20 protein-coding genes are annotated in these 22,160 nt (G+C 68.1%); 6 read left to right on the plus strand and 14 right to left on the minus strand.

What is annotated here, in order from left to right; genetic code table 11:
- Window positions 1-86: 86 nt before the first annotated feature.
- The 3 genes from J2X58_RS13530 to J2X58_RS13540 are packed head-to-tail and all read right to left on the minus strand — an operon-like array spanning window position 87 to window position 4,567.
- A complete protein-coding gene (locus J2X58_RS13530) occupies window positions 87-1,634 on the minus strand; it encodes a DHA2 family efflux MFS transporter permease subunit (protein WP_310048811.1) in 1,548 nt (515 codons plus the stop codon).
- Between the two features lie 3 nt (window positions 1,635-1,637).
- Window positions 1,638-3,053, minus strand: a complete 1,416-nt coding sequence (locus tag J2X58_RS13535; RefSeq protein ID WP_310048813.1) for an efflux RND transporter periplasmic adaptor subunit — start codon at window positions 3,051-3,053, stop codon at window positions 1,638-1,640.
- Window positions 3,050-4,567, minus strand: coding sequence for an efflux transporter outer membrane subunit (locus tag J2X58_RS13540; protein ID WP_310048814.1), 1,518 nt, complete (start codon window positions 4,565-4,567; stop codon window positions 3,050-3,052). The genes J2X58_RS13535 and J2X58_RS13540 overlap by 4 nt, the downstream gene beginning before the upstream one ends.
- 158 nt (window positions 4,568-4,725) lie before the next feature.
- Between J2X58_RS13540 and J2X58_RS13545 the strand changes: the two genes are divergently transcribed.
- Window positions 4,726-5,520 carry an undecaprenyl-diphosphate phosphatase gene (locus J2X58_RS13545; RefSeq protein WP_217642670.1) on the plus strand — a complete coding sequence of 265 codons (795 nt, stop codon included), beginning with the start codon at window positions 4,726-4,728 and terminating at the stop codon, window positions 5,518-5,520.
- A gap of 9 nt (window positions 5,521-5,529) precedes the next feature.
- Complete coding sequence (locus J2X58_RS13550) at window positions 5,530-7,077, plus strand: winged helix-turn-helix domain-containing protein (RefSeq protein ID WP_310048815.1); 1,548 nt, start codon at window positions 5,530-5,532, stop codon at window positions 7,075-7,077.
- 8 nt (window positions 7,078-7,085) lie between these two features.
- On the opposite strand, the gene J2X58_RS13555 is transcribed toward J2X58_RS13550, so the two are convergent.
- Together J2X58_RS13555 and J2X58_RS13560 are read right to left on the minus strand one after the other, a co-directional pair.
- A complete protein-coding gene (locus J2X58_RS13555; RefSeq protein WP_310048817.1) occupies window positions 7,086-8,207 on the minus strand; it encodes a serine hydrolase in 1,122 nt (373 codons plus the stop codon).
- Window positions 8,208-8,304: 97 nt separating this feature from the next.
- The gene (locus J2X58_RS13560; RefSeq protein WP_310048819.1) at window positions 8,305-9,291 is read right to left on the minus strand and encodes a LysR family transcriptional regulator; all 987 of its coding nucleotides are present in this window, start codon (window positions 9,289-9,291) and stop codon (window positions 8,305-8,307) included.
- 193 nt (window positions 9,292-9,484) lie between these two features.
- Between J2X58_RS13560 and J2X58_RS13565 the strand changes: the two genes are divergently transcribed.
- From J2X58_RS13565 to J2X58_RS13580, 4 genes are read left to right on the plus strand one after another with little or no spacing between them, the layout of a single operon-like run.
- On the plus strand, window positions 9,485-10,690 hold the full coding sequence (locus tag J2X58_RS13565) for an efflux RND transporter periplasmic adaptor subunit (protein WP_310048821.1): 1,206 nt from the start codon (window positions 9,485-9,487) through the stop codon (window positions 10,688-10,690).
- 7 nt (window positions 10,691-10,697) lie between these two features.
- Window positions 10,698-13,889: an efflux RND transporter permease subunit gene (locus J2X58_RS13570; RefSeq protein ID WP_310048823.1), complete on the plus strand. Its 3,192-nt coding sequence runs from the start codon at window positions 10,698-10,700 to the stop codon at window positions 13,887-13,889.
- A 3-nt stretch (window positions 13,890-13,892) separates the two neighbouring features.
- Entirely contained in the window at window positions 13,893-15,326 is a 1,434-nt protein-coding gene (locus tag J2X58_RS13575) for a TolC family protein (RefSeq protein ID WP_310048824.1), read from the plus strand.
- Complete coding sequence (locus tag J2X58_RS13580; RefSeq protein WP_310048826.1) at window positions 15,323-16,096, plus strand: SDR family NAD(P)-dependent oxidoreductase; 774 nt, start codon at window positions 15,323-15,325, stop codon at window positions 16,094-16,096. The genes J2X58_RS13575 and J2X58_RS13580 overlap by 4 nt, the downstream gene beginning before the upstream one ends.
- Window positions 16,097-16,224: 128 nt before the next feature.
- On the opposite strand, the gene J2X58_RS13585 is transcribed toward J2X58_RS13580, so the two are convergent.
- From J2X58_RS13585 to J2X58_RS13625, 9 genes are all read right to left on the minus strand, one after another.
- On the minus strand, window positions 16,225-17,388 hold the full coding sequence (locus J2X58_RS13585; protein ID WP_310048827.1) for an AI-2E family transporter: 1,164 nt from the start codon (window positions 17,386-17,388) through the stop codon (window positions 16,225-16,227).
- Window positions 17,385-17,702, minus strand: a complete 318-nt coding sequence (locus tag J2X58_RS13590; RefSeq protein ID WP_310048828.1) for a hypothetical protein — start codon at window positions 17,700-17,702, stop codon at window positions 17,385-17,387. Before J2X58_RS13590 ends, J2X58_RS13585 begins: the two co-directional genes overlap by 4 nt.
- Window position 17,703: 1 nt before the next feature.
- On the minus strand, window positions 17,704-18,183 hold the full coding sequence (locus J2X58_RS13595) for a phage holin family protein (protein ID WP_254779415.1): 480 nt from the start codon (window positions 18,181-18,183) through the stop codon (window positions 17,704-17,706).
- Window positions 18,184-18,208: 25 nt separating this feature from the next.
- Entirely contained in the window at window positions 18,209-18,598 is a 390-nt protein-coding gene (locus tag J2X58_RS13600) for a DUF883 family protein (protein WP_139206129.1), read from the minus strand.
- Between the two features lie 128 nt (window positions 18,599-18,726).
- Complete coding sequence (locus tag J2X58_RS13605) at window positions 18,727-18,885, minus strand: DUF1328 domain-containing protein (RefSeq protein WP_046965775.1); 159 nt, start codon at window positions 18,883-18,885, stop codon at window positions 18,727-18,729.
- A 109-nt stretch (window positions 18,886-18,994) separates the two neighbouring features.
- Window positions 18,995-19,636, minus strand: coding sequence for a YbhB/YbcL family Raf kinase inhibitor-like protein (locus J2X58_RS13610; RefSeq protein WP_090058231.1), 642 nt, complete (start codon window positions 19,634-19,636; stop codon window positions 18,995-18,997).
- 79 nt (window positions 19,637-19,715) lie between these two features.
- Window positions 19,716-20,717 (minus strand): alpha/beta fold hydrolase, encoded by a 1,002-nt coding sequence (locus J2X58_RS13615; protein WP_090058228.1) that lies wholly within the window; start codon window positions 20,715-20,717, stop codon window positions 19,716-19,718.
- Window positions 20,714-21,514 (minus strand): lysophospholipid acyltransferase family protein, encoded by an 801-nt coding sequence (locus tag J2X58_RS13620; RefSeq protein ID WP_090058226.1) that lies wholly within the window; start codon window positions 21,512-21,514, stop codon window positions 20,714-20,716. The genes J2X58_RS13615 and J2X58_RS13620 overlap by 4 nt, the downstream gene beginning before the upstream one ends.
- Before the next feature lie 83 nt (window positions 21,515-21,597).
- Window positions 21,598-22,077, minus strand: coding sequence for an Lrp/AsnC family transcriptional regulator (locus tag J2X58_RS13625; protein WP_090174973.1), 480 nt, complete (start codon window positions 22,075-22,077; stop codon window positions 21,598-21,600).
- Window positions 22,078-22,160: the final 83 nt, after the last annotated feature.

Genomic DNA, 22,160 nt, shown 5'->3' on the forward strand with positions numbered 1-22,160 from the left:
CGCCGATGCGATCGGCTCCCACCACAGCGGCCCCGCTTGGGAGGGAGCCGATCGTATCGGCGATGGGTGCTTGCACCGGTCCCTGTTCAGTGGCCGCCCGTGCCGCCCGGCGCGAAGGGTGGTTTGGCGAACCACACCGCGATCATCGCGATGCCGAACATCAGCCCGAAGACCCAGAATACGTCGTTCACCGCGAGGGTCGCCGCCTGCATGTCGACGATGCGGTTCAGCGCGGCGTTGGCGGTCGGCCCCTGCGCACCGAAGGTCTGCAGCCGGTCGAGGTATTCGGTCGTGGCGCGCCCGCCTTCCGTCACGTTCTCGGACAGCACGGCGTGGTGATACGTCGTGCGATGCGAGTACATGGTGGTACTCACGGCGGTGGCGATGCTGCCCGCGAGCGTACGGAAGAAGTTGGACAGGCCCGACGCGCTCGCGACCTGATCGTCGCGCAGGCCCGCGAGGATGATCTGGTTCACGGGCACGAAGAACAGCGCGACACCCGCGCCCATGCACATGCGCGGTATGGCCAGCTCGCTGTATGGCGCGTTCGTGCTCAGGTTCGCCATGTAGAACGACGCCCCCGCGAAGATCGCGAAGCCCACGGTGTTGAGCACGCGCAGGTCGAACCGATTCTGGAAGGCGCCGACGAGTGGCGACATGATGATCGCGAGCACGCCGATCGGCGCCACGACGAAACCGGCCCATGTGGCGGTGTATCCCAGGACCTCCTGCACCCACATCGGCATCACCACCGTGCCACCGAAGAACGCGAACATGCCGAGCGAGAGGCACAGGACACCGACGAGGAAGTTGCGCTTGGTGAGTAGGCGCAGTTCGACCACCGGGTGCTTGTGCATCAGCTCCCAGGCGATGAGGAAGGTCAGGCAGACGACGGCCACGATCGCGAGGATGACGATGTTGGTCGAGGAGAACCAGTCGTCGTCGTTGCCGTTGTCGAGCATGAACTGCAGGCAGCCCACGCCAACCGCCAGCAGGAACAGACCCACCGCGTCGATGGGCATCTTCGCCGTCTTCGACTCGCGATCGCGCAGCAGCGCGTACGTGATCACGAGCGCGAAGATGCCGACCGGTATGTTGATGAAGAAGATCCACGACCAGTGGTAGTTGTCCGTGATCCACCCGCCCAGGATCGGGCCGAACACGGGCGCGACGACCACCGTCATCGCCCAAAGCGCCAGCGCGATGGGTCGCTTGGCCACCGGGTAGTTGTTGAGCAGCAGGGTCTGCGACAGCGGCACCATCGGACCCGACACCGCCCCCTGGCAGAGACGGAACACGATCAGCATCGGCATGCTCTGCGCGAGCCCGCACATGGCCGAGAACACGACGAAGAGCAGCACGGAAATCGTGAACGTGCGCACTTCGCCGAAGCGCTTCGCGATCCAGCCGGTCAGGGGCTGCATCACGGCGCTCGCCATCGAATAGGCGCTGATCGCCATGGTGCCTTCGTTGCTGCTCACGCCGAGGTTGCCGGCGATGGTGCGCACCGAGACGTTGACGATGGAGATGTCGAGCACCTCCATGAACGTCGCGAGCGCGACGCCTGCCGTGAGCAACGCGAGCGCGCCGCCCTTCAGCGGCGGCTTCGCCGGTGCCTGCTTCGCCTCCGCCATCGGTCAGGCGCCGCGTCGGGCCGGTAACGGCTTCGGTGTGGCGTCGACGGTGTTGGCCTTGATGATTTCCTCCGCGCGCTGGTCGGCCTCGCCCATCTCGCGCTCGTAGACGTTGGTCACCGCCAGCGGCTTTGTGCGCGGCGTCTCGGCCAGCACCTTGCCATCGCGATCGTGGGTATCGACGTTGACGTCGGTCGACAGGCCGACGCGAAGCGGATGGCGGCGCAGGTCTTCGGCGTCGAGCGCGATGCGCACCGGCAGGCGCTGCACGACCTTGATCCAGTTGCCCGTCGCGTTCTCGGCCGGCAGCAGCGAGAACGCGCTGCCCGTGCCCGCGTTGAGGCCGACGACCTTGCCGTGGTACTCCACGTCGGAGTACATGTCGGTGCTGATCTTCACCGGCTGGCCGATGCGGATGTGCTCGAGCTGCGTTTCCTTGAAGTTCGCGTCCACCCACAAATCCTGCAGCGGCACGACCGTGAGCAGGTCCTGCCCGGGCTGGATGCGCTGGCCCACCTGCACCTGGCGCCGCGCCGCGTAGCCTTCGATCGGCGAGACGATCGCGTTGCGCCCGTTGTTCACCCACGCGTTGCGGAACTGCGCGCGTGCCTGGATCACGGCCGGGTAATCCTCCACGGTGGTGCCGTCGACCTGCGCATGCGCGGCCGCCGCCTCGCGCTCCGCGGCCTGCAATGCCGCGAGCGCCTGCTGCATCTGGCGCCGTCCCGTGTCGACTTCCTCGGCCGAGACGGCGCGGCGCTCGAGCAGCGGATGACGCCGGTTGTACTCGTCGCGTGCCTGTTCGTACTGGGCGCGGCGCTGGGGAATCGCGGCGTCGGCCTGGTTGGCCTGCTGCATCCGCGCCTGCGCCTCGCGCACGGCCTGCGCTAGCTGGCCTTCGGCGTTCATCAGGCTCACGCGTGCGTCGACCGGATCCAGCCGGATCAACACCTGCCCGGCGTGAACGCGGTCGGTTTCCTCCACCGCCACTTCGACGACGGTTCCCGCGACACGCGAGGAGATCGTCACCATGTCGCCCTTCACGTAGGCGTCGTCGGTGGTTTCGCGTTGCGAGAAGACGAAGATGTACAGCAGGAGCCACGTGAGGCCGGCAAGGATGAAGACGGCCGCGATCACCGACAGGACGATGACCTTCTTCCGCTTCGCCTTCGGGTCTTCCTTCTTGTCGTCGTCCTTCTTGCCATCTTCCTTCTTGTCTTCCTTGCCCTGCTCGCCATCCTTCCCGGCATTCTCGTCCTCGCCCTTCCCGTCGTTCTTCTCGTCATCCGTGTCGTCGTCGCGCTCGCCACGCGGCGAGGCGTCCCCGTACTTGTGCAGGTACTTGTAGCGGTACTTGTACGGCTGCGGCGGCAGGGTGTCGTCGTTGGCGTCGCGCGGGCCTTCGTTTTCGGGAGTCATCGGGTGGAGTCCTTGCCGGCGTCCGCGGCCGGAAGATCGGGCAGGTCGTCGGCGCGGTAACCGCCGCCGAGCGCATGGATGAGGGACAGATTGGCCGAGAGCGTCTGGCTGGCGAGCTGCAGGCGCGCGTCGCGTTGCTGGTCGAGCTGCATGTCCGCGTCGAGCCAGGTACGGTCGTCGATGAGGCCTTTCGAACGGCGGTCCGCCGCCTTGGCCTTCTGCGCGGCGCTGGCATCGTACTGACGGTCCACCTGCGTGCGCTGCGCCGCCAGCGTGGTCAGCGTGGCGACGCCCTGCGCGACCTCGCCGGCCGCCTGCACGACGGCGGCGTCGTACTGGGCCACGGCGGTGTCGAGCTGCGCCTGCGCGCCTTCGTACTGCGCACGAAGACGCCCGCCGCTGAAGATCGGCAGCTGCACGGACGCGCCGATGTTGCCAAGCGTGAGATCCGTCCGCGTGCCGGAGCCGAGGTCGGGATACGTGCGCAGGAATGCGCCCAGCCCGGTAAGGCTGACGTTGGGGTAGTACGCCTTGCGCGCCTGGTCGATGTTCTTCGCGGAGGCCTCGATCTGCCAGCGCGCGGCGGCGATGTCGGGTCGACGCGCCAGCAGGCCGAGACGCGCGTCGGCGGGCAGGCTCGTGTCCGCGACCGGAAGGGGCGACGGCACGAGCGTGCCCAGTTCCTTCGGCGAGACGCCCGCGAGCGCGGCGAGCTGGACGAGATCGAGCTCGGCCGCGCCTTCGAGCCGCGCCACCGAAAGACGTAGCTGCGCTTCGCGGCCATCGGCCTGATCGAGCGCCGTCGGGTCGTCGAGGCCACCACGCACGCGCAGCGCGACCAGCTCGCGATACTGCGTGGCGCTTTCGGCGGCGTGCCTGGCGACGGCGAGACGCGCCTCCTGCGCCTGCCAGTCGAAATAGGTGTTCACCACGTTGTACTGCAGGGACGCGGCGGCGGAGGCGCGTTCGGCTTCCGCGGCGCGCGCCTGGCCCACCGCCGCGGCGACGGCGTCCTTCTGCCGGCCCCACAGGTCGAGGTCCCACGTCGCCAGCGCGCCGGCGACGCCGCTGTTGCTCCAGCTGTTGCCCGGATTGAGCTGGAAGCCCTGCGCGTTGCCCGCCGCGCCCGGCGCTTCACCGCGCACGTCGACGTCGCTGTAGCCGTGGCTGCCGGTCAGAAGACCGCGTACCTGCGGATTCAGCTCCGCGCGCGCCGTGTCCACCGCGCGCAAGGCCGCGCGATAGCGCGCCTCGGCCTGCTCCATGTTCGGCGAGCCGCGCATAGCGACATCGACGATCCGGTCGAGCTGTGCGTCGGAGTAGCTCCGCCACCATTCGGCGGGCGGCCACCCCGCCTTGCCGCCGGGGAGGCCCGCGATGGGCACCTCGTCGCGCGGAACGAAAGCCGGGGGCCGCACCGGCGGTGCGCACGCACCGAGCAAGAGCGCCGCGACGACGACGGCGACGCGCAGGTCACGGCGTCGGCGGCCCGGCGAATGGAGGAGAAACGCCATGGCAGGTCCGTATGGAAAGTTCTTGCGAACCGGACGGGCGAGATGCGCCCTCCGTCACGTATCGGGACGATATCAGCGCCCCGCGTGGGCGCCGCGTGACGGTGCGGGGCGCGCAGCGGCTAAGCTATGCCGTCGTCCCCCACTGGAATCCCCGCCACGTGAACGATCTGCTCAGCGCCATCCTCCTCGGCATCGTCGAGGGGATCACCGAGTTCCTCCCCATCTCCAGCACGGGCCACCTGCTCATCGCCGAACGCTGGCTCGGTGCGCGCTCCGACCTCTTCAACATTGCGATCCAGGCCGGCGCGATCCTCGCCGTGACCTTCATCTACTGGCGCACGCTGTGGAGCTTCGTCGTCAACTGGCGGCGTCCCGAGACGCGCGATTATCTGATGAAGCTCTCGGTGGCGTTCGTGATCACCGCCGTGCTCGGTCTGGTCGTCGCGAAGCTGGGCTTCAAGCTTCCCGAGACCGTGACGCCCATCGCGTGGGCCCTCATCGCCGGCGGCATCTGGATGATGCTGGCGGAGAAGCTTGCGGAAAACCGCCCCGAGCGCGCCGCCATCACGTGGAAGGTGGCGATCCTGGTCGGCCTCGCGCAGATCGTGGCCGGCGTCTTTCCCGGCACGTCGCGCTCCGCCGCGACGATCTTCATCGCAATGCTCGCGGGTACCAACAATCGCGCCGCCGCCACGGAATTCGCCTTCCTCGTCGGCATCCCCACCATGTACGCCGCCACCGGCTACGAGCTGCTGAAGACGTTCACGCACGGCGGCGCGGCGGGCGAGGACTGGACCGGTCTCGGCGTGGCTTTCGTCGTCTCGACCATCGTCGCGTTCGTGGCGGTGAAGTGGCTGCTCGGCTATATCCGCTCGCATCGTTTCACCGCGTTCGCGGTCTACCGCATCGCACTTGGCATCGCGCTGCTGCTGCTCCTTCCCGCCGGAGGCTGACCCGCTTCCGTGGAAAGCACCCGTTACCGGCTGCTGGACCTGACGATCGACCTCGCGCGCCAGCGGGTCGAGCGCGATGGCCGGTGGCTCGACGTGACGGGGCTCAGCTTCCGGCTGCTCGCCTGCCTGCTGGAGCATGCGGACCGCGTCGTCGGCTTCGACGAACTGATGGCCGAGGTCTGGGCGCCGGCCGTGGTGAACGAGGAGACCGTCACGCAGCGCGTGCGCTTGCTGCGCCAGGCGCTGGGTGACGACGCCAGACAGCCGCGTTACGTGCGCACGGTGCGCGGGCGCGGTTACCAGCTGGGCGCCCCGCCCGTGCCGCTGACGAATGGTGGAGCGCATCGCCGCTTCCTCTGGCCCGCCGTCGCCGCCGTCGGCGTGCTCGCGGTCGGAGGCGTCGCCCTGGCGTTCCTCTCGCACGACCGCAAGCCCCCCGCGAGCGCGCAGCGCGACGTGCTCGATCGTGCGCGCTGGTACGCGGCGATGGGCCAGCGGGAGAACAACGAACGCGCGCTCGCCCTGTACGAGCGCGCGTTACGCGACGCGCCGGACGATGTCGACGCGCTCGCAGGCGCCAGTCGCGCCCGTTCCGCCCGTACATGCCTTTACAACGCGAGTGCCGACGAGGCCCGCGAGGGGCTGAAGCTGGCGTCGCGCGCCGTCTCGGTCCGGGCCGACAGCGGCAACGCGTGGTCGGCCCTGGGCTACGCGCGCGATTGCCTCGGCGACATCGCCGGCGCGATCGGCGGCTACGAGCGTGCCGTCCGGCTCGATCCGGAGGACGACGCGAGCCGCGCGTCGGCGGCCTATCTGTACCAGGAGCAGGGCCGCCTCGCGGACGCGCTGCGCGCGAACCTCGACATGCGCGGCGATCCGGCGCGCGTGCGCTTCCGCGAGGTGCAGGTGGCTCGCGAATACGAGCTACTCGGGTTCACCGCGCAGGCGGAAACCCATTACCGCCACGTGTTCGACCTTTCGCCGGACAACGTCTTCGGCAACATCGCCTGGCCCGCGTTCCTGTTCGCGCAGGGACGCCTCGACGACGCGCGCACGGCGGTCGCCGAGTCCCGCGCCCGTGGCACGGCGCGCGCCGAACTCGCCCAGCTCGACGGCGAACTCGCGCTGTCGCGTGGCGACCGCGCCGGGGCCGCGCACGCGTTCGCCGAAGCGAAAGCGTTGCGGCCCGACGCGTCCCTCCCTGCCACGCTCGCGGCATTGCATGGCGAGGCCCCGGTCGATCCGACGTGGCTGCGCGAACGCATCGCCGGGTTGCGCACGGCCCTGCACGACGATCCCTGGCCCGCGAGCCGGCTGGAGCTAGCGCTGTTGCTCGAAGCGGCGGACGACACCGGGGGCGCGCTCGCGGCGCTGTCCGACGCGGTCGAGAGAGGCTGGCGCGACGCCGCTTACCTGCGCGTGTCGCCCCTGTTCGCCTCGTTGCGCCGGGCACCCGCGTTCAACGACGTCGTGGATGCCATCGCACGCCGCGTCGCCGCCGAGCGGCAGCGGGTGCGGGAGGCGCCCTGGTGCCCGCCGGAGCTGGGGTCGCACTAAGCTAGGCCCTACCGCGGCAACGCGGCGAGCACGATGTCCCGGAATATCCCCTGCGACTGCGGATGCGCGAAACCCTGGTTGTAGGCCTGGCTCGTGACGACGGCGACCAGTCCGCGCTCGGGCAGGACGAAGACGTAGTTGCCCCCGTTGCCGCTCATGGCCCAGACCTTCGTTTCCACGCCGTGCACCGGAAAGCGGAACTGCCACCACTGGTAGCCGTAATCCGCATCGTCCCGCGCCTGCGCGCGGACGGTGAGCATCGCGTCGATCCACGCGGCGGGCAGCACCGGCCTGCCCTGCCAGCGTCCTCCGTCGACGGCGAGCTGGCCCAGCTTCGCCAGGTCGCGCGACCGGTAACGCGTGCCGCCACCGCCCATGCCGATGCCTTCGCTCGACGTGTTCCAGCGCACCGCCGTGATGCCGAGCGGGGCCTCCAGCACGTCGTGGGCGAACGCGGCCAGCGGCTGCTTCGTGGCGCGCTCCACCACGGCGCCCGCGACGAAGCTGCCGGCCGTGCAATAGGAGAACGTGCGGCCGTGCGGCGAGTCCTTCGGACGCGTCACCCATGGCGCATAGCCGCGGATCGGGAGGTCGAGCGCGAAGTCGAGCCACCGCTCGGTGACGTACATCCGCTCCTCGTTACCGGACGAGAACGGATTCTCGTCGTCGCATTCCCAGATCGAGCTCATCGTGAGCAGGTCTTCGAGGGTGATGGTGGCCTTCCGCGGATCGGGATGCGCGAGCCGCACCTCCGGGAAGAAGGCGTAGACCGGCGCCTTCACGTCGCGGATGGCGCCGCGCTGGATCGCCGCGCCGACGAGCATCGCCGTGACGCTCTTGGTGGCCGAGCGCACGTCGTTGAGCAGTTCGGGCGAACCGCCGTTGAAGTAGCGCTCGAACACCAGTCGACCGTGGTCGGCGACGACCAGGCTGGTGATCTTCTTATAGGTGCCGTCGGCGACCTTGTCGTCGAGGGTGGCGAGCGTGGCGGTGTTCCAGCCGAGCGTGCCGGCGTCCGCCACGGCCCAGCCGTCGGACGCCGCCCGAGGTGGCTCGTAACGGCCCGCCGCGGCGGTGGACGACACAAGAATCAGGGTGAGAAAGCAGAGGTGACGCGTGATGCGATGCATGGTCCGGGGCTCCGTTGGTGGAGCCCCGAGTCAACCGTGACGGCGTCTGAAGTGCCTGAAACCGCGATGAAGTTTCATGAAGGCGCCATATCGGGGATCAGGCGACGGCCGCGATCTCCATCGTCGGCGGGTTCGCGCGCAGCCGGGCCAGCTCGGCCTGCTGCTGCTCGACCAGCTTGCACTTGGGCTCGCTGGTACGGGTGAACAGTTCGCTGGTCCACTCGATGAAGGCCTGCACCCGGGCCGAGAGGTGGCGCTTCTGCGGGTAGACGATCCACAGGTTGGAACCGGTGGAAATCGTGTCCGTCATGATGATTTCGAGCAGGCCCTTCTCCAGCGCCGTGGCGGCGAGGCAATGCGGGGCCTGGATGACGCCGAGGCCCGCGATCGCGGCCTGGATCACCGATTCGCCGTCGTTGATCAGCATGTTCGCGTCGACGTCCACCGAGACGCGGCCACCGGGCGAGTCGAACTGCCACTGGTACGGCTTGCCGGTGCTGGGATGGACGAAGTTGACCGTCTTGTGCCGCTTCAGGTCGTCGATCGACACCGGCCGGCCGTGCCGCGCCAGATACGAGGGCGCGGCGCAGAGCACGTTGCTGAAGTGCCCGATCTTGCGGGCGATGAGGCTGGAATCCGCCAGTTCGCCCATGCGGATCGCGCAATCGAAGCCTTCCTCGTTCAGATCGAACGGGAAATCGCACATGGTCAGTTCGAGGCGGATATCGGGATAACGGCTCTCGAATTCGGCGAGGTTCGGGATGATCGCGGCGCGTCCGACGGCCGAGGAGGCCGCCACGCGCAGCTTGCCCGCCGGCTTCGTCTTCGCGTAGCCGAGCGCCTCCGTGGCCTCCGTCAGGTCGGCAAGGATCTCCTTGCAACGTGCGTAGAACGCGGAGCCATCGTCGGTCAAACGCAGCGAACGCGTCGATCGGAAGAACAGCCTCGCGCCGAGACTTTCCTCGAGGCGGGAAATGGCGCGACTCACCCCGGAAGGCGTCATCTGCAGGTGCTGGGCGGCCGCCGAGAAGCTCTTGGCCTCGACCACGCGGACGAAAACGCTGATAGCGGAAAAGTCTTCCATCGCCGACTCCATCGATTGATTCATGACTGAGCGTCAAAGGCGAGGTGATTGTAGACCCATTTTTCGCTTGACGGTCAAGACCTAGATTTCGCCACCTGCGACGGACCGTCTTGACCTCGAGCGCGCTTGAGGTCGTAGGCTCCGCCCCCGCTGTCCGTCACACCCCTTTCTTTCGAAGCTCCAGGACCTCCCCATGAAGAAGAAAATCCTGTTCGGTTCGTCCGCCCTGGCGGTCGCCGTGGTCTCGGCGATCTGGCTCAGCGCCGGTAGCACCGCCAGCCGCGCCGCGGAGCCCGCTGCGGCACCGCCGGCGCCGGAAGTGACGGTGGCGCAGGTCCTGCTCCGCCCGGTTTCCGACGCCAACGCGTTCACCGGGCGCATCCAGGCGGTGGACACGATCCAGATCCGTCCGCGCGTCAACGGTTACATCGACTCCGTGCACTTCCGCGAGGGCGCGGCGGTGAAGAAGGGCGACCTGCTGTTCACGATCGACCCGCGCCCCTACCGCGCGGAAGTCGATCGCCTCGCCGCCAATCTCGCCCAGGCGAAGGCCGAAGCGAAGAACGCCGATGCGAATGCCGCCCGTGGGGCCAAGCTGATCGAGCAGCACGCCGTCTCGCGCGAGGAGGCCGACCGCCTCGACACCGCCGCCGCCAGCGCGAAGGCGCAGGTCGCCTCGGTGCAGGCCGCGCTCGACAACGCCCGCCTCAATCTCTCGTTCACCGAAGTCCGCGCGCCGGTCGACGGCAAGGTCAGCAATGCGCAGATCACCGCCGGCAACCTCGTGACGCCCAGCGACACGCTGACCAGCGTGGTCACCGTCGACCCGATGTACGTGTACTTCGACGTCGACGAGCAGACCTTCCTCAAGCTGGACCGCCTCCGCCGCCAGAACGGCCGCGCGCCGGACGTGGAGATGGGCCTGGCCGACGAGGAAGGCTATCCGCACATCGGCAAGATCGACTTCATCGACAACCAGGTGCGTGCGGGCGCCGGCACGATCCGCCTTCGCGCGGTGTTCCCGAACGCCGACGGCGCCTACACCCCGGGCCTCTTCGCGCGCGTCGAACTGCGTAGCGGCAACAGCCAGCCGCGCGCGCTGATCGACGACAAGGCGGTCGGCACCGACCTCGGCAACAAGTTCGTCTACGTGCTCGGCAAGGACAAGAAGGTCGAGTACCGCCGCGTCTCCACCGGCGCGCTGGTGGACGGTCTCCGCGTCGTGGACTCCGGCCTGACCGCCGACGACGTCGTGGTCGTCAACGGCCTGCAGCGCGTCCGCCCGGGCGTGGAAGTGAACGCGAAGCGTGTCGCGATGGCATCGCTGGTGCCGGACAACGCGCGCAACGTCGCGTCGCGTCCTGCCGGTGTCGACGCCGTGGCGCAGAACCAGGACTGATCCACCCATGAAAATCGCCCAATTCTTCGTCGAACGCCCGATCCTCGCGGGCGTGCTGTCGGTGCTGTTCCTGATCGCGGGCGGTATCGCCGTGTTCAAGCTGCCGATCAGCGAATACCCGGAGGTCGTCCCGCCGACCGTCGTGGTGAAGGCCAGCTACCCGGGTGCGAACCCGAAGGTGATCGCGGAGACGGTCGCCACCCCGCTCGAAGAGCAGATCAACGGCGTGGAAGGCATGCTGTACACCTCGTCGCAGTCGACCAGCGACGGCACGATGACGCTCACCGTCACGTTCGCGCTCGGCACCGACCTCGACAACGCGCAGGTGCAGACGCAGAACCGTGTGTCGCAGGCGCTGCCGCGTCTGCCCGAGGAAGTGCAGCGCCTCGGCGTCACGACGACCAAGAGCTCGCCCGACCTGACCATGGTCGTGCATCTCACGTCGCCGGACAGCCGCTACGACATGCTCTACCTGTCGAACTACGCCCGCACGCGCATCAAGGACCAGCTCGCCCGTCTCGACGGCGTGGGCGACGTCCAGCTGTTCGGTGCCGGCGAGTACAGCATGCGCATCTGGATGAACCCGGAAAAGCTCGCCATCCGCAACCTCACCACCGGTGACGTGGTGAAGGCGATCCGCGAGCAGAACATCGAGGTCGCCGCGGGCTCGCTGAACGCGCCTCCCGGTCCGAGCAGCAACGCGTTCCAGGTCAACATCAACACGCGCGGCCGCCTGGTGACCGAGGACGACTTCCTCAACATCATCGTGCGCAGCGACGCCTCCGGTTCGGTCACGCACCTGCGCGACGTGGCCCGGGTGGAGCTCGGCTCCAACAACTACGCGCTGCGCAGCCTGCTCAACAACAAGGAAGCGGTGGCCATTCCCATCTTCCAGCGCCCCGGTTCGAACGCGATCGCGATCTCGGACGAGGTGCGCAAGGAGATGGCGGAGCTGAAGAAGGACTTCCCGCAGGGCGTCGACTACTCCATCGTCTACGATCCGACCGTGTTCGTGCGCGGCTCGATCGAAGCCGTGGTGCACACGCTGTTCGAGGCGATCGTGCTGGTCGTGCTCGTGGTGATCCTGTTCCTGCAGACCTGGCGCGCCTCGATCATTCCGCTCGTCGCGGTGCCCGTCTCGCTGATCGGCACGTTCGCCGTGATGTACCTCGCGGGCTTCTCGCTCAACGCGCTGTCGCTGTTCGGCCTGGTGCTGGCGATCGGCATCGTCGTCGACGACGCGATCGTGGTCGTCGAGAACGTGGAACGACACATCGAGCACGGGCTCGATCCCAAGATGGCCACGCGCCAGGCGATGACCGAGGTGACCGGCCCGATCGTCGCCACCGCCCTCGTGCTGTGCGCGGTGTTCGTCCCGGCGGCCTTCATCAGCGGCCTGACCGGCCAGTTCTATCGCCAGTTCGCGCTGACCATCGCCATCTCGACGGTGATCTCCGCGTTCAATTCGCTGACGCTGAGCCCGGCGCTCGCGGCGATCCTGCTCAAGGGTCGCGACGAGCCGAAGGACAAGCTCACCGTGTGGATGGACCGCGGCCTCGGCTGGCTGTTCCGGCCCTTCAACCGCACGTTCGAACGCGCGGCGAACGGCTACGTCGGTGGCGTGAAGAAGATCCTCCGCTTCTCGGCGGTGGTGCTGATGCTCTACGCGGGTCTCGTCGCGCTGGGCGTGTTCGGCTTCATGAAGACGCCGACCGGCTTCGTGCCCCCGCAGGACAAGCAGTACCTCGTGGCCTTCGCGCAGCTGCCGGACGCCGCGTCGCTCGACCGTACCGAGGCGGTGATCCGCAAGATGGGCGAGATCGCGATGAAGGACCCCGGCGCCGAAAGCGCCGTGCAGTTCCCCGGCCTGTCGATCAACGGCTTCACGAACAGCACGAACTCGGGCATCGCGTTCGTGACGCTCAAGCCGTTCGAGGAACGCCGTTCGGCCGACCTCTCGGCCGACGCCATCGCGGCACGCCTCAATGCGCAGTTCGCCGGGATCCAGGATGCGTACATCGCGATCTTCCCGCCCCCGCCGGTCAACGGCCTCGGCACGATCGGCGGTTTCCGCATGCAGATCGAGGACCGCGGCGACCTCGGCTTCGAGGAGCTGTTCAAGCAGACGCAGGGCATCATCGCGGCGAGCCAGAAGACGCCGGAACTCGCGCACCTGTTCACCAGCTACCAGGTGAGCGTGCCGCAGTTCGACGCCGACGTGGATCGCGAGAAGGCGAAGTCCGAAGGTATCGACCTGGGCGACGTGTTCCAGACGATGCAGGCCTATCTCGGCTCGCTCTACGTGAACGACTTCAACCGCTTCGGCCGCACCTACCAGGTGAACGTGTCCGCGGAGCCGTCGTTCCGCCACGAGCCGTCGGACATCGTCGGCCTGAAGACGCGCAACGCCGCGGGTGACCTCGTGCCGCTCGGTTCGTTCCTCACCGTGCGCCAGACCAACGGCCCGGATCGCGTGCAGCACTACAACAGCTTCCCGACCGCGGAAATCAACGGCGGCGCGGCACCGGGCTACAGCACCGGCCAGGCGCAGGCGGCGATGGAGAAGCTGGTCAAGGAAAACCTGCCCAACGGCATGACGTACGAGTGGACCGAGCTGACCTACCAGCAGATCCTCGCCGGCAACACCGCGGTGCTCGTCTTCCCGCTCTCGGTGCTGCTCGTGTTCCTCGTGCTCGCGTCGCTTTACGAGAGCCTGAGCCTGCCGCTGGCGGTGATCCTGATCGTGCCGATGGTGCTGCTGTCCGCGATCGCCGGTGTGATCGTCACGGGTGGCGACAACAACATCTTCACCCAGATCGGCCTGATCGTGCTCGTGGGTCTCGCCTGCAAGAACGCGATCCTGATCGTGGAGTTCGCGCGTGAGGCGGAAATCGAAGGCATGAACCGCGTGGACGCGGTGCTGGAAGCCGCTCGCCTGCGACTGCGCCCGATCCTGATGACGTCCTTCGCGTTCATCATGGGCGTCGTGCCGCTGGTGACCTCGCACGGTGCGGGTGCGGAGATGCGTCACGCGATGGGCGTGGCGGTGTTCGCCGGCATGCTCGGCGTGACGTTCTTCGGCCTCATCTTCACCCCGCTCTTCTACGTGCTGATCCGCGCGTGGAACGAGCGTTCGCAGGCACGCCGCGCGGCGCGCCGCGAGCGCCGTCTCCTCGAACACGCGGCCCGGGAGTCCTGATCCATGAAAACGATGTTCCGCAGTACCGCCCTGTTCGCCGCCCTCGTGCTCGCCGGTTGCGCGAGCGTGGGGCCGGACTACCACGCACCGGAGCAGAAGCCGGTGACCCTGCAGGGTGTGGATCCCGCCGCGCAGTCGACGGGCGACTTCCAGGCACAGTGGTGGAAGCAGTTCGGCGACCCGACGCTCGACACGCTCATCGTGCGCGCGGCGAAGAACGCGCCGGACCTGAAGATCGCCCTCGCCCGCCTCGACCAGGCGCGCGCGGCGCTCGGCACGGCGAAGTCGCAGCAGATCCCGGATATCGAGACCGGCGTCTCGTACCAGCGCAGCCGGCAGCAGCAGCCGGGCTTCAGCGACCAGCGCCAGACGATCACGGCTTACCAGGCCGGGTTCGACGCATCGTGGGAGCTCGACCTCTTCGGCGGCATCCGCCGCTCGGTCGAGGCCGCGCGCGCCGATGCCGGCGCGGGCGAGGCGTCGCTGCAGGATGCGCAGGTCACGCTGTTCGCCGAAGTGGCGCGCAACTACTTCGACCTGCGCGGCACGCAGCTGCGCATCGACGTCGCGAAGCGCGACATCGAGAACCAGCGCGATTCGCTGAAGGTGATCACCGCCCGCGTCGAACTCGGCACGGGCGCCGAGCAGGATCTCGCCAGCGCGAAGGCACGCCTCGCCGCCGTGGAAGCCCAGCTCCCCGTGCTCGAGACGCAGGCCAGCGCCGATCAGTTCCGCATCGCGGTGCTGCTCGGCGAGCGCCCGGGCGAGCTCGACGTCGACCTTTCGGCGGCGACGTTCAAACCGATCGACACCACGCTCGCCATCGGCGGCGCGGACGAGGTGCTGCAGCGCCGTCCGGACATCCGCATCGCCGAACGCGAACTCGCCGCCGCGAACGCGCGCATCGGCGTGGCGAAGGCCGATTACTTCCCGCACATCTCACTGGGCGGTTTCATCGGTTTCCTCGCCGGCCGCAGCAACGACTTCGGTGGCGCGGACTCGCGCGCGTGGTCGATCGCCCCGAGCATTTCGTGGTCCGGCCTCAACGTGCAGCGCGTTCGTTCCGGTGTGAAGGGCGCCGAGGCCCGCGCGGATGAAGCGCGCGCCGCGTACGACCGCACGGTGCTCACTGCGCTCGAGGACGTCGACAACTCGCTGGTGGGTTTCAATCGTCAGCGCGAACGGGTCGAGAAGCTGATCGTGCAGGCGAAGGAAAGCCGTCGCGCCGCGGAGCTGGCGAAGCTGCGCTACGACGCGGGCCGCACCGACTACCTCGAGCTGCTCGACGCCGAGCGCACGCAGCTCTCGGCCGAAGACCAGCTGGCCGAAGCCGAGGCGGGCATCAACATCCGTGCCGTGCAGCTGTACAAGGCGCTCGGCGGCGGCTGGCAGGCCTGTGGCGACAACGCCTGTAACGAGGTCGCGAAGGTGCCATGAGTTCCGCGAAGGTCCACCGCCTGCCCGTGCAGGCGAAGCGCCAGACCACCCTCGCGGTGGAACCGCCGCTCGGCCAGCGCGTCGCGCTGGTCAGCGGCGCCAACCGCGGCATCGGCCTCGAAGTATCGCGGCAACTCGCGGCACTCGGCGTCACGGTGTTCATGGGTATGCGCGAGCCGGCCAAGGGCGAAGCGCTCGCGCGGGCCATCCGCGACACGGGTGGCGACGCGCACGCGATCCGCCTGGACGTCACCAAACAGCGGCAGATCGATGACGCGATCGCGCACATCGAAGGACGCTTCGGCCGGCTCGACATCCTCGTCAACAACGCGGGTGGTTTCTACGATCCGACCGGCAAGCCGTCGAAGGCCGACGTCGACGCGATCCGCGGCGCCATGGACGTGAACCTCATTGGCGCGTGGAGCCTCTCGTCCGCGGCGTTGCCGCTGATGAAGCGGCACAACTACGGACGCATCGTCAACGTGTCGAGCGAATGCGCGGCGCGCGCGATGTGTGGCGAGAACAGTCCCGCGTACCGCGTGTCCAAGGCGGCGCTCAACGCGTATACGCAGGTGCTCGCGCGCGAACTCATGGGCAGCGGCATCGTGGTCAACGCGGTCTGCCCGGGCTGGACGGCGACCCGCCTCGGTGGGGGCGGTGGCCGCCCGGTCACCGAAAGCGCCGAAGGCGTCGTCTGGGCGGCACTGCTGCCCGACCGCGAATCGACCACGGGCGAGTTCTTCCGCGACCGCGTCAGGTTGCCCTGGTAACAAAGCCGCCGCAGTAGGAGCGGACCTGGCCGCGACAGCTTTTCGCGGCGGTTTGCAGCCTCGCGCGCAAGACATGAAGACAGCCGCGAAAGGCTGTCGCGGCCGGGTCCGCTCCCACAGTGGTCGGATCAGCGGGAAATGATGTGCGCGAACCACTGCCAGCCGCGGAGTTTCGCGGTGATCAGCTTCACGCAGGTCAGCATCGGCACGGCGAGCAGGGCGCCGGGGATGCCCCATAGCCAGCCCCAGATCAAGAGCCACAGGAGGATCGCGACGGGACTCAGGCGCGATCGCCGCCCCTGCAGCATCGGGGTGATGAGGTTGCCTTCGATCGCCGTGATACCGGCGAACGTCGCCGCCGGCAGCAAGGCGGGGCCGAGTTCCTGGAAGTGCAGCGCGCCGACCACGGCAAGCACCGTGGTGGTGGTGATCGCGCCGACGTAGGGGATGAAGTTCGCCACCGTCGCGACGGTGCCCCAGAGCAGGGGATCCGGCACGTCGTAGAGATACAGCATGCCGGCGGTGACCAGGCCCAATGTCACGTTGATCGCCGCGGTGAGCAGCAGGTAGCTCGACACCTCCGTCTGGATGTTGCGGACGATGCTGACGGTGTGCCGCTTGTACGAGAACGTCGGCGATATCTCGACCGCGCGCCGGAGGATCTCGTCGCCGTAGACCAGGAAGAAGAAGACCAGCAGCGCCACGGTCAGCACGCTGGCGAGGACCTTCGGCGCGCCAGCGACGATGTCCCATGCCGTGAACGCGAAGCCGTTCGCCGTCTGCGGCGCGTTGCGCGCGACGGTGCCACCGACGAGGTTCTGTGTCGCGCGGCTGGCGGCCTCGATCTGTTGCGTCATCGGCTTGATCTTCGGCGCGAACGCGCGCATCGCGGTCGGCGCCTGGTGGAACCAGTTGAGCGCGGGCTCGGAGAGCGTGGCGACGCCCGAGACGAGGCCGGTCCCCAGCATCAGCATCACGACCACCGCGGCGAGCCAGCGTGGCACGTGGACGCGCGCCGCGGAGGCCACGATGGGGTTGAGCGCGAGGCCGATGAAAGCGGCGAGCACGAGGGGAACGAGGATGCCCTTGCCGATGGCGACCGTGTAGAGCAGCGCCAGCAGGATCATGCCCGTGAGCGAGATCCGGATGGCTTTCAGGTGGCGCGAGATGCGTCGCGTGCTTCGGCTGCTCCGCGCGACGCGGCGGGAACGCGTACCCAGTGTGGAAACGGCGACGCCAGGCGCCGCCGTCGAAGGCAGGGGTGTGGGTAGCGGACTAGGGAACTCGCTCACGGCACGGGCTCGGCCACGTCGGTCGCCGAACCGGCCAGGTCGCCGAGGAAGCTGCCCGCCGCGATCGACAGCCCACGCGCGATGAGATCGGCCGCGCCACCCGCGACGATCCCGCTGACGCCGGGAACGGCGAGCGGGTTGAGCTTGACGTTGCTAAGCAGGAAGCCGGCACCGGCGGCGACACCGACCACGGTCAGCGGATGTTCGTAACCGCGGGCGATAAGCGCCGCGGCGGGGCGCACCGTTTCCTCGCGCGCCGCGACGACGCGGGCCCGGGCTTCGGTGACGTTGGCGATGCTCCTGAAGATACCCACGTTAGTCCCCTGTCCGTTCGCTTTCCGCCTTGCCCTGCTTCGCGGCTTCCCTCGCCAGGATGGCGAACTCGGCGCGCGTGGCAGGGAGCGTAAGCCAGTGCATGGCCCGGCGGAAGACGAGGATCGCCACGATCAGAAGGACCAGTTGCAGTCCGGCGAGTGCGGTCAACGCCCAGGCCCACGATCCGAACCACTGGGCGAGCCCCCATCCGGCGAGCGCGAGCAGCGTGAAGCCGAGTGCCACGGCGAACACGATGGCGGCCAGCCCCATGAACAGCATCATGACGATGCCGCTCTTCGCCAGCCCGAGTTCCGCCGACGCGAGCTTCAGCTGCGCGCCGAACAGATGCTTCAACCCGGCGCCCAGCGACTTGAGGTCGTCCAGCCACGACGGTGCCGCCGGCGGCGGCAACGCCTTTGGCGCGTCACCCGGCATGGGCCCACCGCCGCCGTGCTGCCCCGAGGGACCGTCGTCAAGCATGCTCTAGCCCCTTGGGAAGGATGGATCAGTTGCGCAGGATACGGCCTGCGAGCCAGCCGGCGGCAAGCGCGAGCGCGATCGACTGCACCGGCTTCTCGCGAACGTACTCGCGCGCGGTGTCGAGCCAATCGTTGGCGGTGTCCACCGCCTCGCCGTAGGCCTCCTTGCCGCGAAGCTTGGCTTCCTCGGCACGCTCGGCGGCGCGGGTCGCGCCATGAGCCGCCTTGTCCGTGGCGGTGTGCAACGTGCTCTCGACCTTGTCCGCGGCGCGGTCGACCGCGTCCTTGGTACGGTCGACGGCCTCGGACGTGGCCTGCTTCACTCGCTCGGCGCGTGCGTCGATGCGCTCGGCGGCCGAAACGGTGTTCGCGGCGGCGGTCGCGGCGTTGGCGACATGGTCGGCGGGCTTGTTCATAAGCTTTATCTCCGAGGTGCTGGGGTCGGACACGTTAGGCGATGGGAAGTGACGCCGGGGTCATGGCCCGGCGACGCCGGGAGGAACTCCCGGAGCCGCCCGGTGGTGCGTTTACGGCAAGACCGAAGCTATACGCTCCTGCCGCGGAAGAACGAGATGATCGCCAGGATCAGGAAGATCACGAACAGGATCTTCGCGATGCCGGCCGCCGTACCCGCGATACCGCCGAAGCCGAAGACGGCGGCGATGATCGCGATGACGAGGAACACGAGGGCGTAGTGCAGCATGGTCGGGGTCTCCTTGGATGGCGCGGAACCATTTAGTCCCGCGCCCCGCGCATGCCGCGTGAAGCCGCGACGCGGCGCTCAATGGGCGTTCAGTCTCGCAGCGCGCCGGTCAGGCCTTGACCTTCGGGTTCAGCGAGTAGGTGCCGGTGATCACCGCCTCGTCGACCACGTGCCCCTTGATCACGTCGCGGAACTCCTCGAGCGAGAAGCCGTTCTCGAGCTCGACGCTCGGGACGTCGAGCGCGTAGACGTGGAAGTGGTAGTGGTGCGGGATGGTGTCGTTCCAGGGCGGGCACGGGCCGTCGTACCCGTGGTAATGGCCTTCCATGTCCGGATCGCCCTTGAACCAGGCCGTGTAGCTGTTGATGCCCTGCACCGAGCCGGGCGGGCCGACCAGGTCGTCCTTGATCTTCCCGTTACCCTTGCCGCGCGGCACGATGCCTTCGCCGCAGGCGCCCTCGCCCAGCTCCCGGCACTCGAGCGGAATGTTGGCCATCAGCCAGTGGACGAACTCCACGCGCGGCAGGTCGCGGCGCACTTCCCGGCCCTCCACGTTCACGTCGTCCGGCTTCGAGGGAACGTCGGTATCGATCACGGCGATGGCGAACGATTTCGCGGTGGCGGGGACTTCGGTCCACGCCAGGTGCGGCGTAACGTTGCCGGCCGGTTTCACCGGCTCGCCGAGCTCCATGAAGGCGTGCTTCGCGGGGATGGGCTTGCCGTGCTCGATGCTGTCGCTCTTGAGTCGCATGGGAATCTCCTTGCTGGTTCAGACCCTACTGCAACATGGACCATGTGTAGCCGTTGCAGTGTTACCGCACGGCCGCTCGTCAGCGCGCGATGGCGTCGAACCGCGCCGCGATGTAGTCGTCGGTGAAGCTGGTCATGCCGTAGTCGCGGATGAAGCCGCAGTGCCCGCCATACGGGGCGATGTCGAGCTCGACGTTCGGCGGCAGGCGAAGCTGGTCGAACGCGGCCACCGGGATGACGGGATCGTCGCGCGAGGTGAGGATCGTGGCGGGCAGGTGCAGGTCCATCAGGCGGTCTCCCGCCACGGAATACCCTTCGAGGTACGCCTCAAGCGACCCGAAGTCGGTATGCCGCAGCACGAGCGAACGCGTGAGGTCGCGCATGTTCTGGCGGAGCTCGTCGAGTTCGAAATACGTCTGCTGCGGAAACGCCTGCTGCTTCATGCGCAGGGAGCGCCGCCACTTCTGCATGAAGTACGCCTGGTAGAACCACGGCGCTTCGCTTTCGAGCGAGAACAGGCCTTCGCTGGGATCGATGATCGGGCAGACGGCGAGCACGTAGTCGATCGGGACGCCCTTGGCCGGCGCGAGCATCCCCGCGCGCAGCGCGAAGTTGCCGCCGAGCGAGAAACCGGCGACGCCGATGACGCGCGCCGGGAACATGCTGGCGATCTCGCCCAGCGCCACCACCACCTCGTCGATGCGGCACGAGTGGAACAGCGCTTCGTTGAGGCCGTGGCTGTCGCCATGGTCGCGGAAATTGAGCCGGAAGATGTCCCAGCCTTCTTCGAGCAGGCGGCTGCCGGTCTGCAACACGTAGGTGGAATCGACGCTGCCTTCCCACCCATGGAAGAGGATCGCGAGGCCGCGCGACTCGCGGCCCGTTCGCTGCGCCGTGTAGCGTCCGCTCAACCGGTCGCCGTGGCCGACGTCCACAAGCACTTCCTGCGCGTCTTCCTGCACGCGATGCGCGCGCCGGGGCAGCAGTTTGCGACGGATGCCGCTGGAGGAAAGCATGGTCTGGATGTGGCCGCTGCGCAGCGGCCACGGCGGGTTGAAGTCGGAACCCTTCGGCAGGCTCATGCCGGCGTGTCGGTATCCAGGGCCTGCGCGATGCGTTCGCGCGAGGCCTCCGCCATGCGGCGGCGACCGTCCGGCGATACCGGCACCGGCTCGAGGAAGTGCACTTCCACGTCCAGCGGCGGCTCGCCGAGCAGGCGAACGAAGTTCGCCATGAAACTCTCGCCATCGCGGAACCCGGCGTCGATCACGCGCCGCCCCTGCCGGGCGAAGCGCAGCGCGACGGGCTGGACGGGCACCTCGGCGTCGAGCGCCGCCTGGAAGATGCGGGCATGGAAAACGCGCAGCACGCCGTTGTGACCGGTGCCGCCTTCGGGGAACACGGCCACCGAACGGCCTTCGCGCAGGCGTTCGACCATGGCGGCCATCACGGAGGCGAGCGAATGGTTGTTGCCGCGACGATGGAAGATCGTGCCGCCACGCGCCGCCATCCAGCCGACCAGCGGCCAGCGGGCGATCTCGGCCTTGGCGACGAAGCACGCCGCGCGCTGCGAATGAAGCAGCTCGATGTCCAGCCACGAGGTGTGGTTGGCGACGAAGAGGACCGGGTCGGGAAGCGGTTTGCCGAACCGCAGGCTGCGGAAGCCGAACACCCGCAACAGCATCGTGGACCACATGCGGATCGTGCGATGGGCCAGGGGCTCGCGACCGTTCTTCATGACGCCGCCGGCCCAGCTGAGGATGAACGCGCAGACCAGGATGCCGAAGACGATATGGAGCAGCAGCAAGGGTACCCGCCACACATAGCGCAAGGGGCGCAGGCGGTCGCGAGGCGTCGGGTTGGCGGTAGCGGCTTCCATCGAGCGCACAAGATTAGCGACGGGCGCGCCCTGCCGCTAGGGGAATGTTTCTTTATCGTTAGAAGACACAGGCTTGCAAGAAATCACGATCGGGCGCCACCCAGCGGCAAGGCCGTGGAGGCCTTGACCGTCCTCAGGACGAAGCTCGTGTTGACGTCCGCGACGCCGGCAGCGTTGAGCAGGCGATCGAGCAGGAAGCGCGAGAATCCGTCGAGGTCGGCGACGTAGACCTGAAGCAGGTAGTCCATGTCGCCCGTGAGGGCGTAGCAGGAGACGACCTCGTCCCATTCCGCGACGCGCTCGGTGAAGGAGTCGATGGCCTCGGACTCGTGCCGGGAGAGCTGCACCCGGACGAACGCTTGCAGCCCAAGGCCGAGGGCACGCGGTTCCAGCCGGGCGCCGTACCCCGCGATCACGCCGTCGGACTCCAGCCGCTGCACCCGGCGAAGGCAGGCCGAGGGCGACAGGTTCACCTCCGCCGCCAGTTCGGCGTTGGTGATACGGCCCTGTGCCTGGAGGGTGGCGAGGATGCGTAGATCGGTGCGGTCGAGCGTGGCCTGCATGATTGTTGCGCCTCGTTAGCATGTTTCGGTTGAAAGTTGTTTGACTAGACGTCTCTCGCGCAAGATAGCAAGCCTCTTGCGTC

This window comes from Luteibacter sp. 3190 (assembly GCF_031456385.1).
Taxonomy (GTDB): domain Bacteria; phylum Pseudomonadota; class Gammaproteobacteria; order Xanthomonadales; family Rhodanobacteraceae; genus Luteibacter.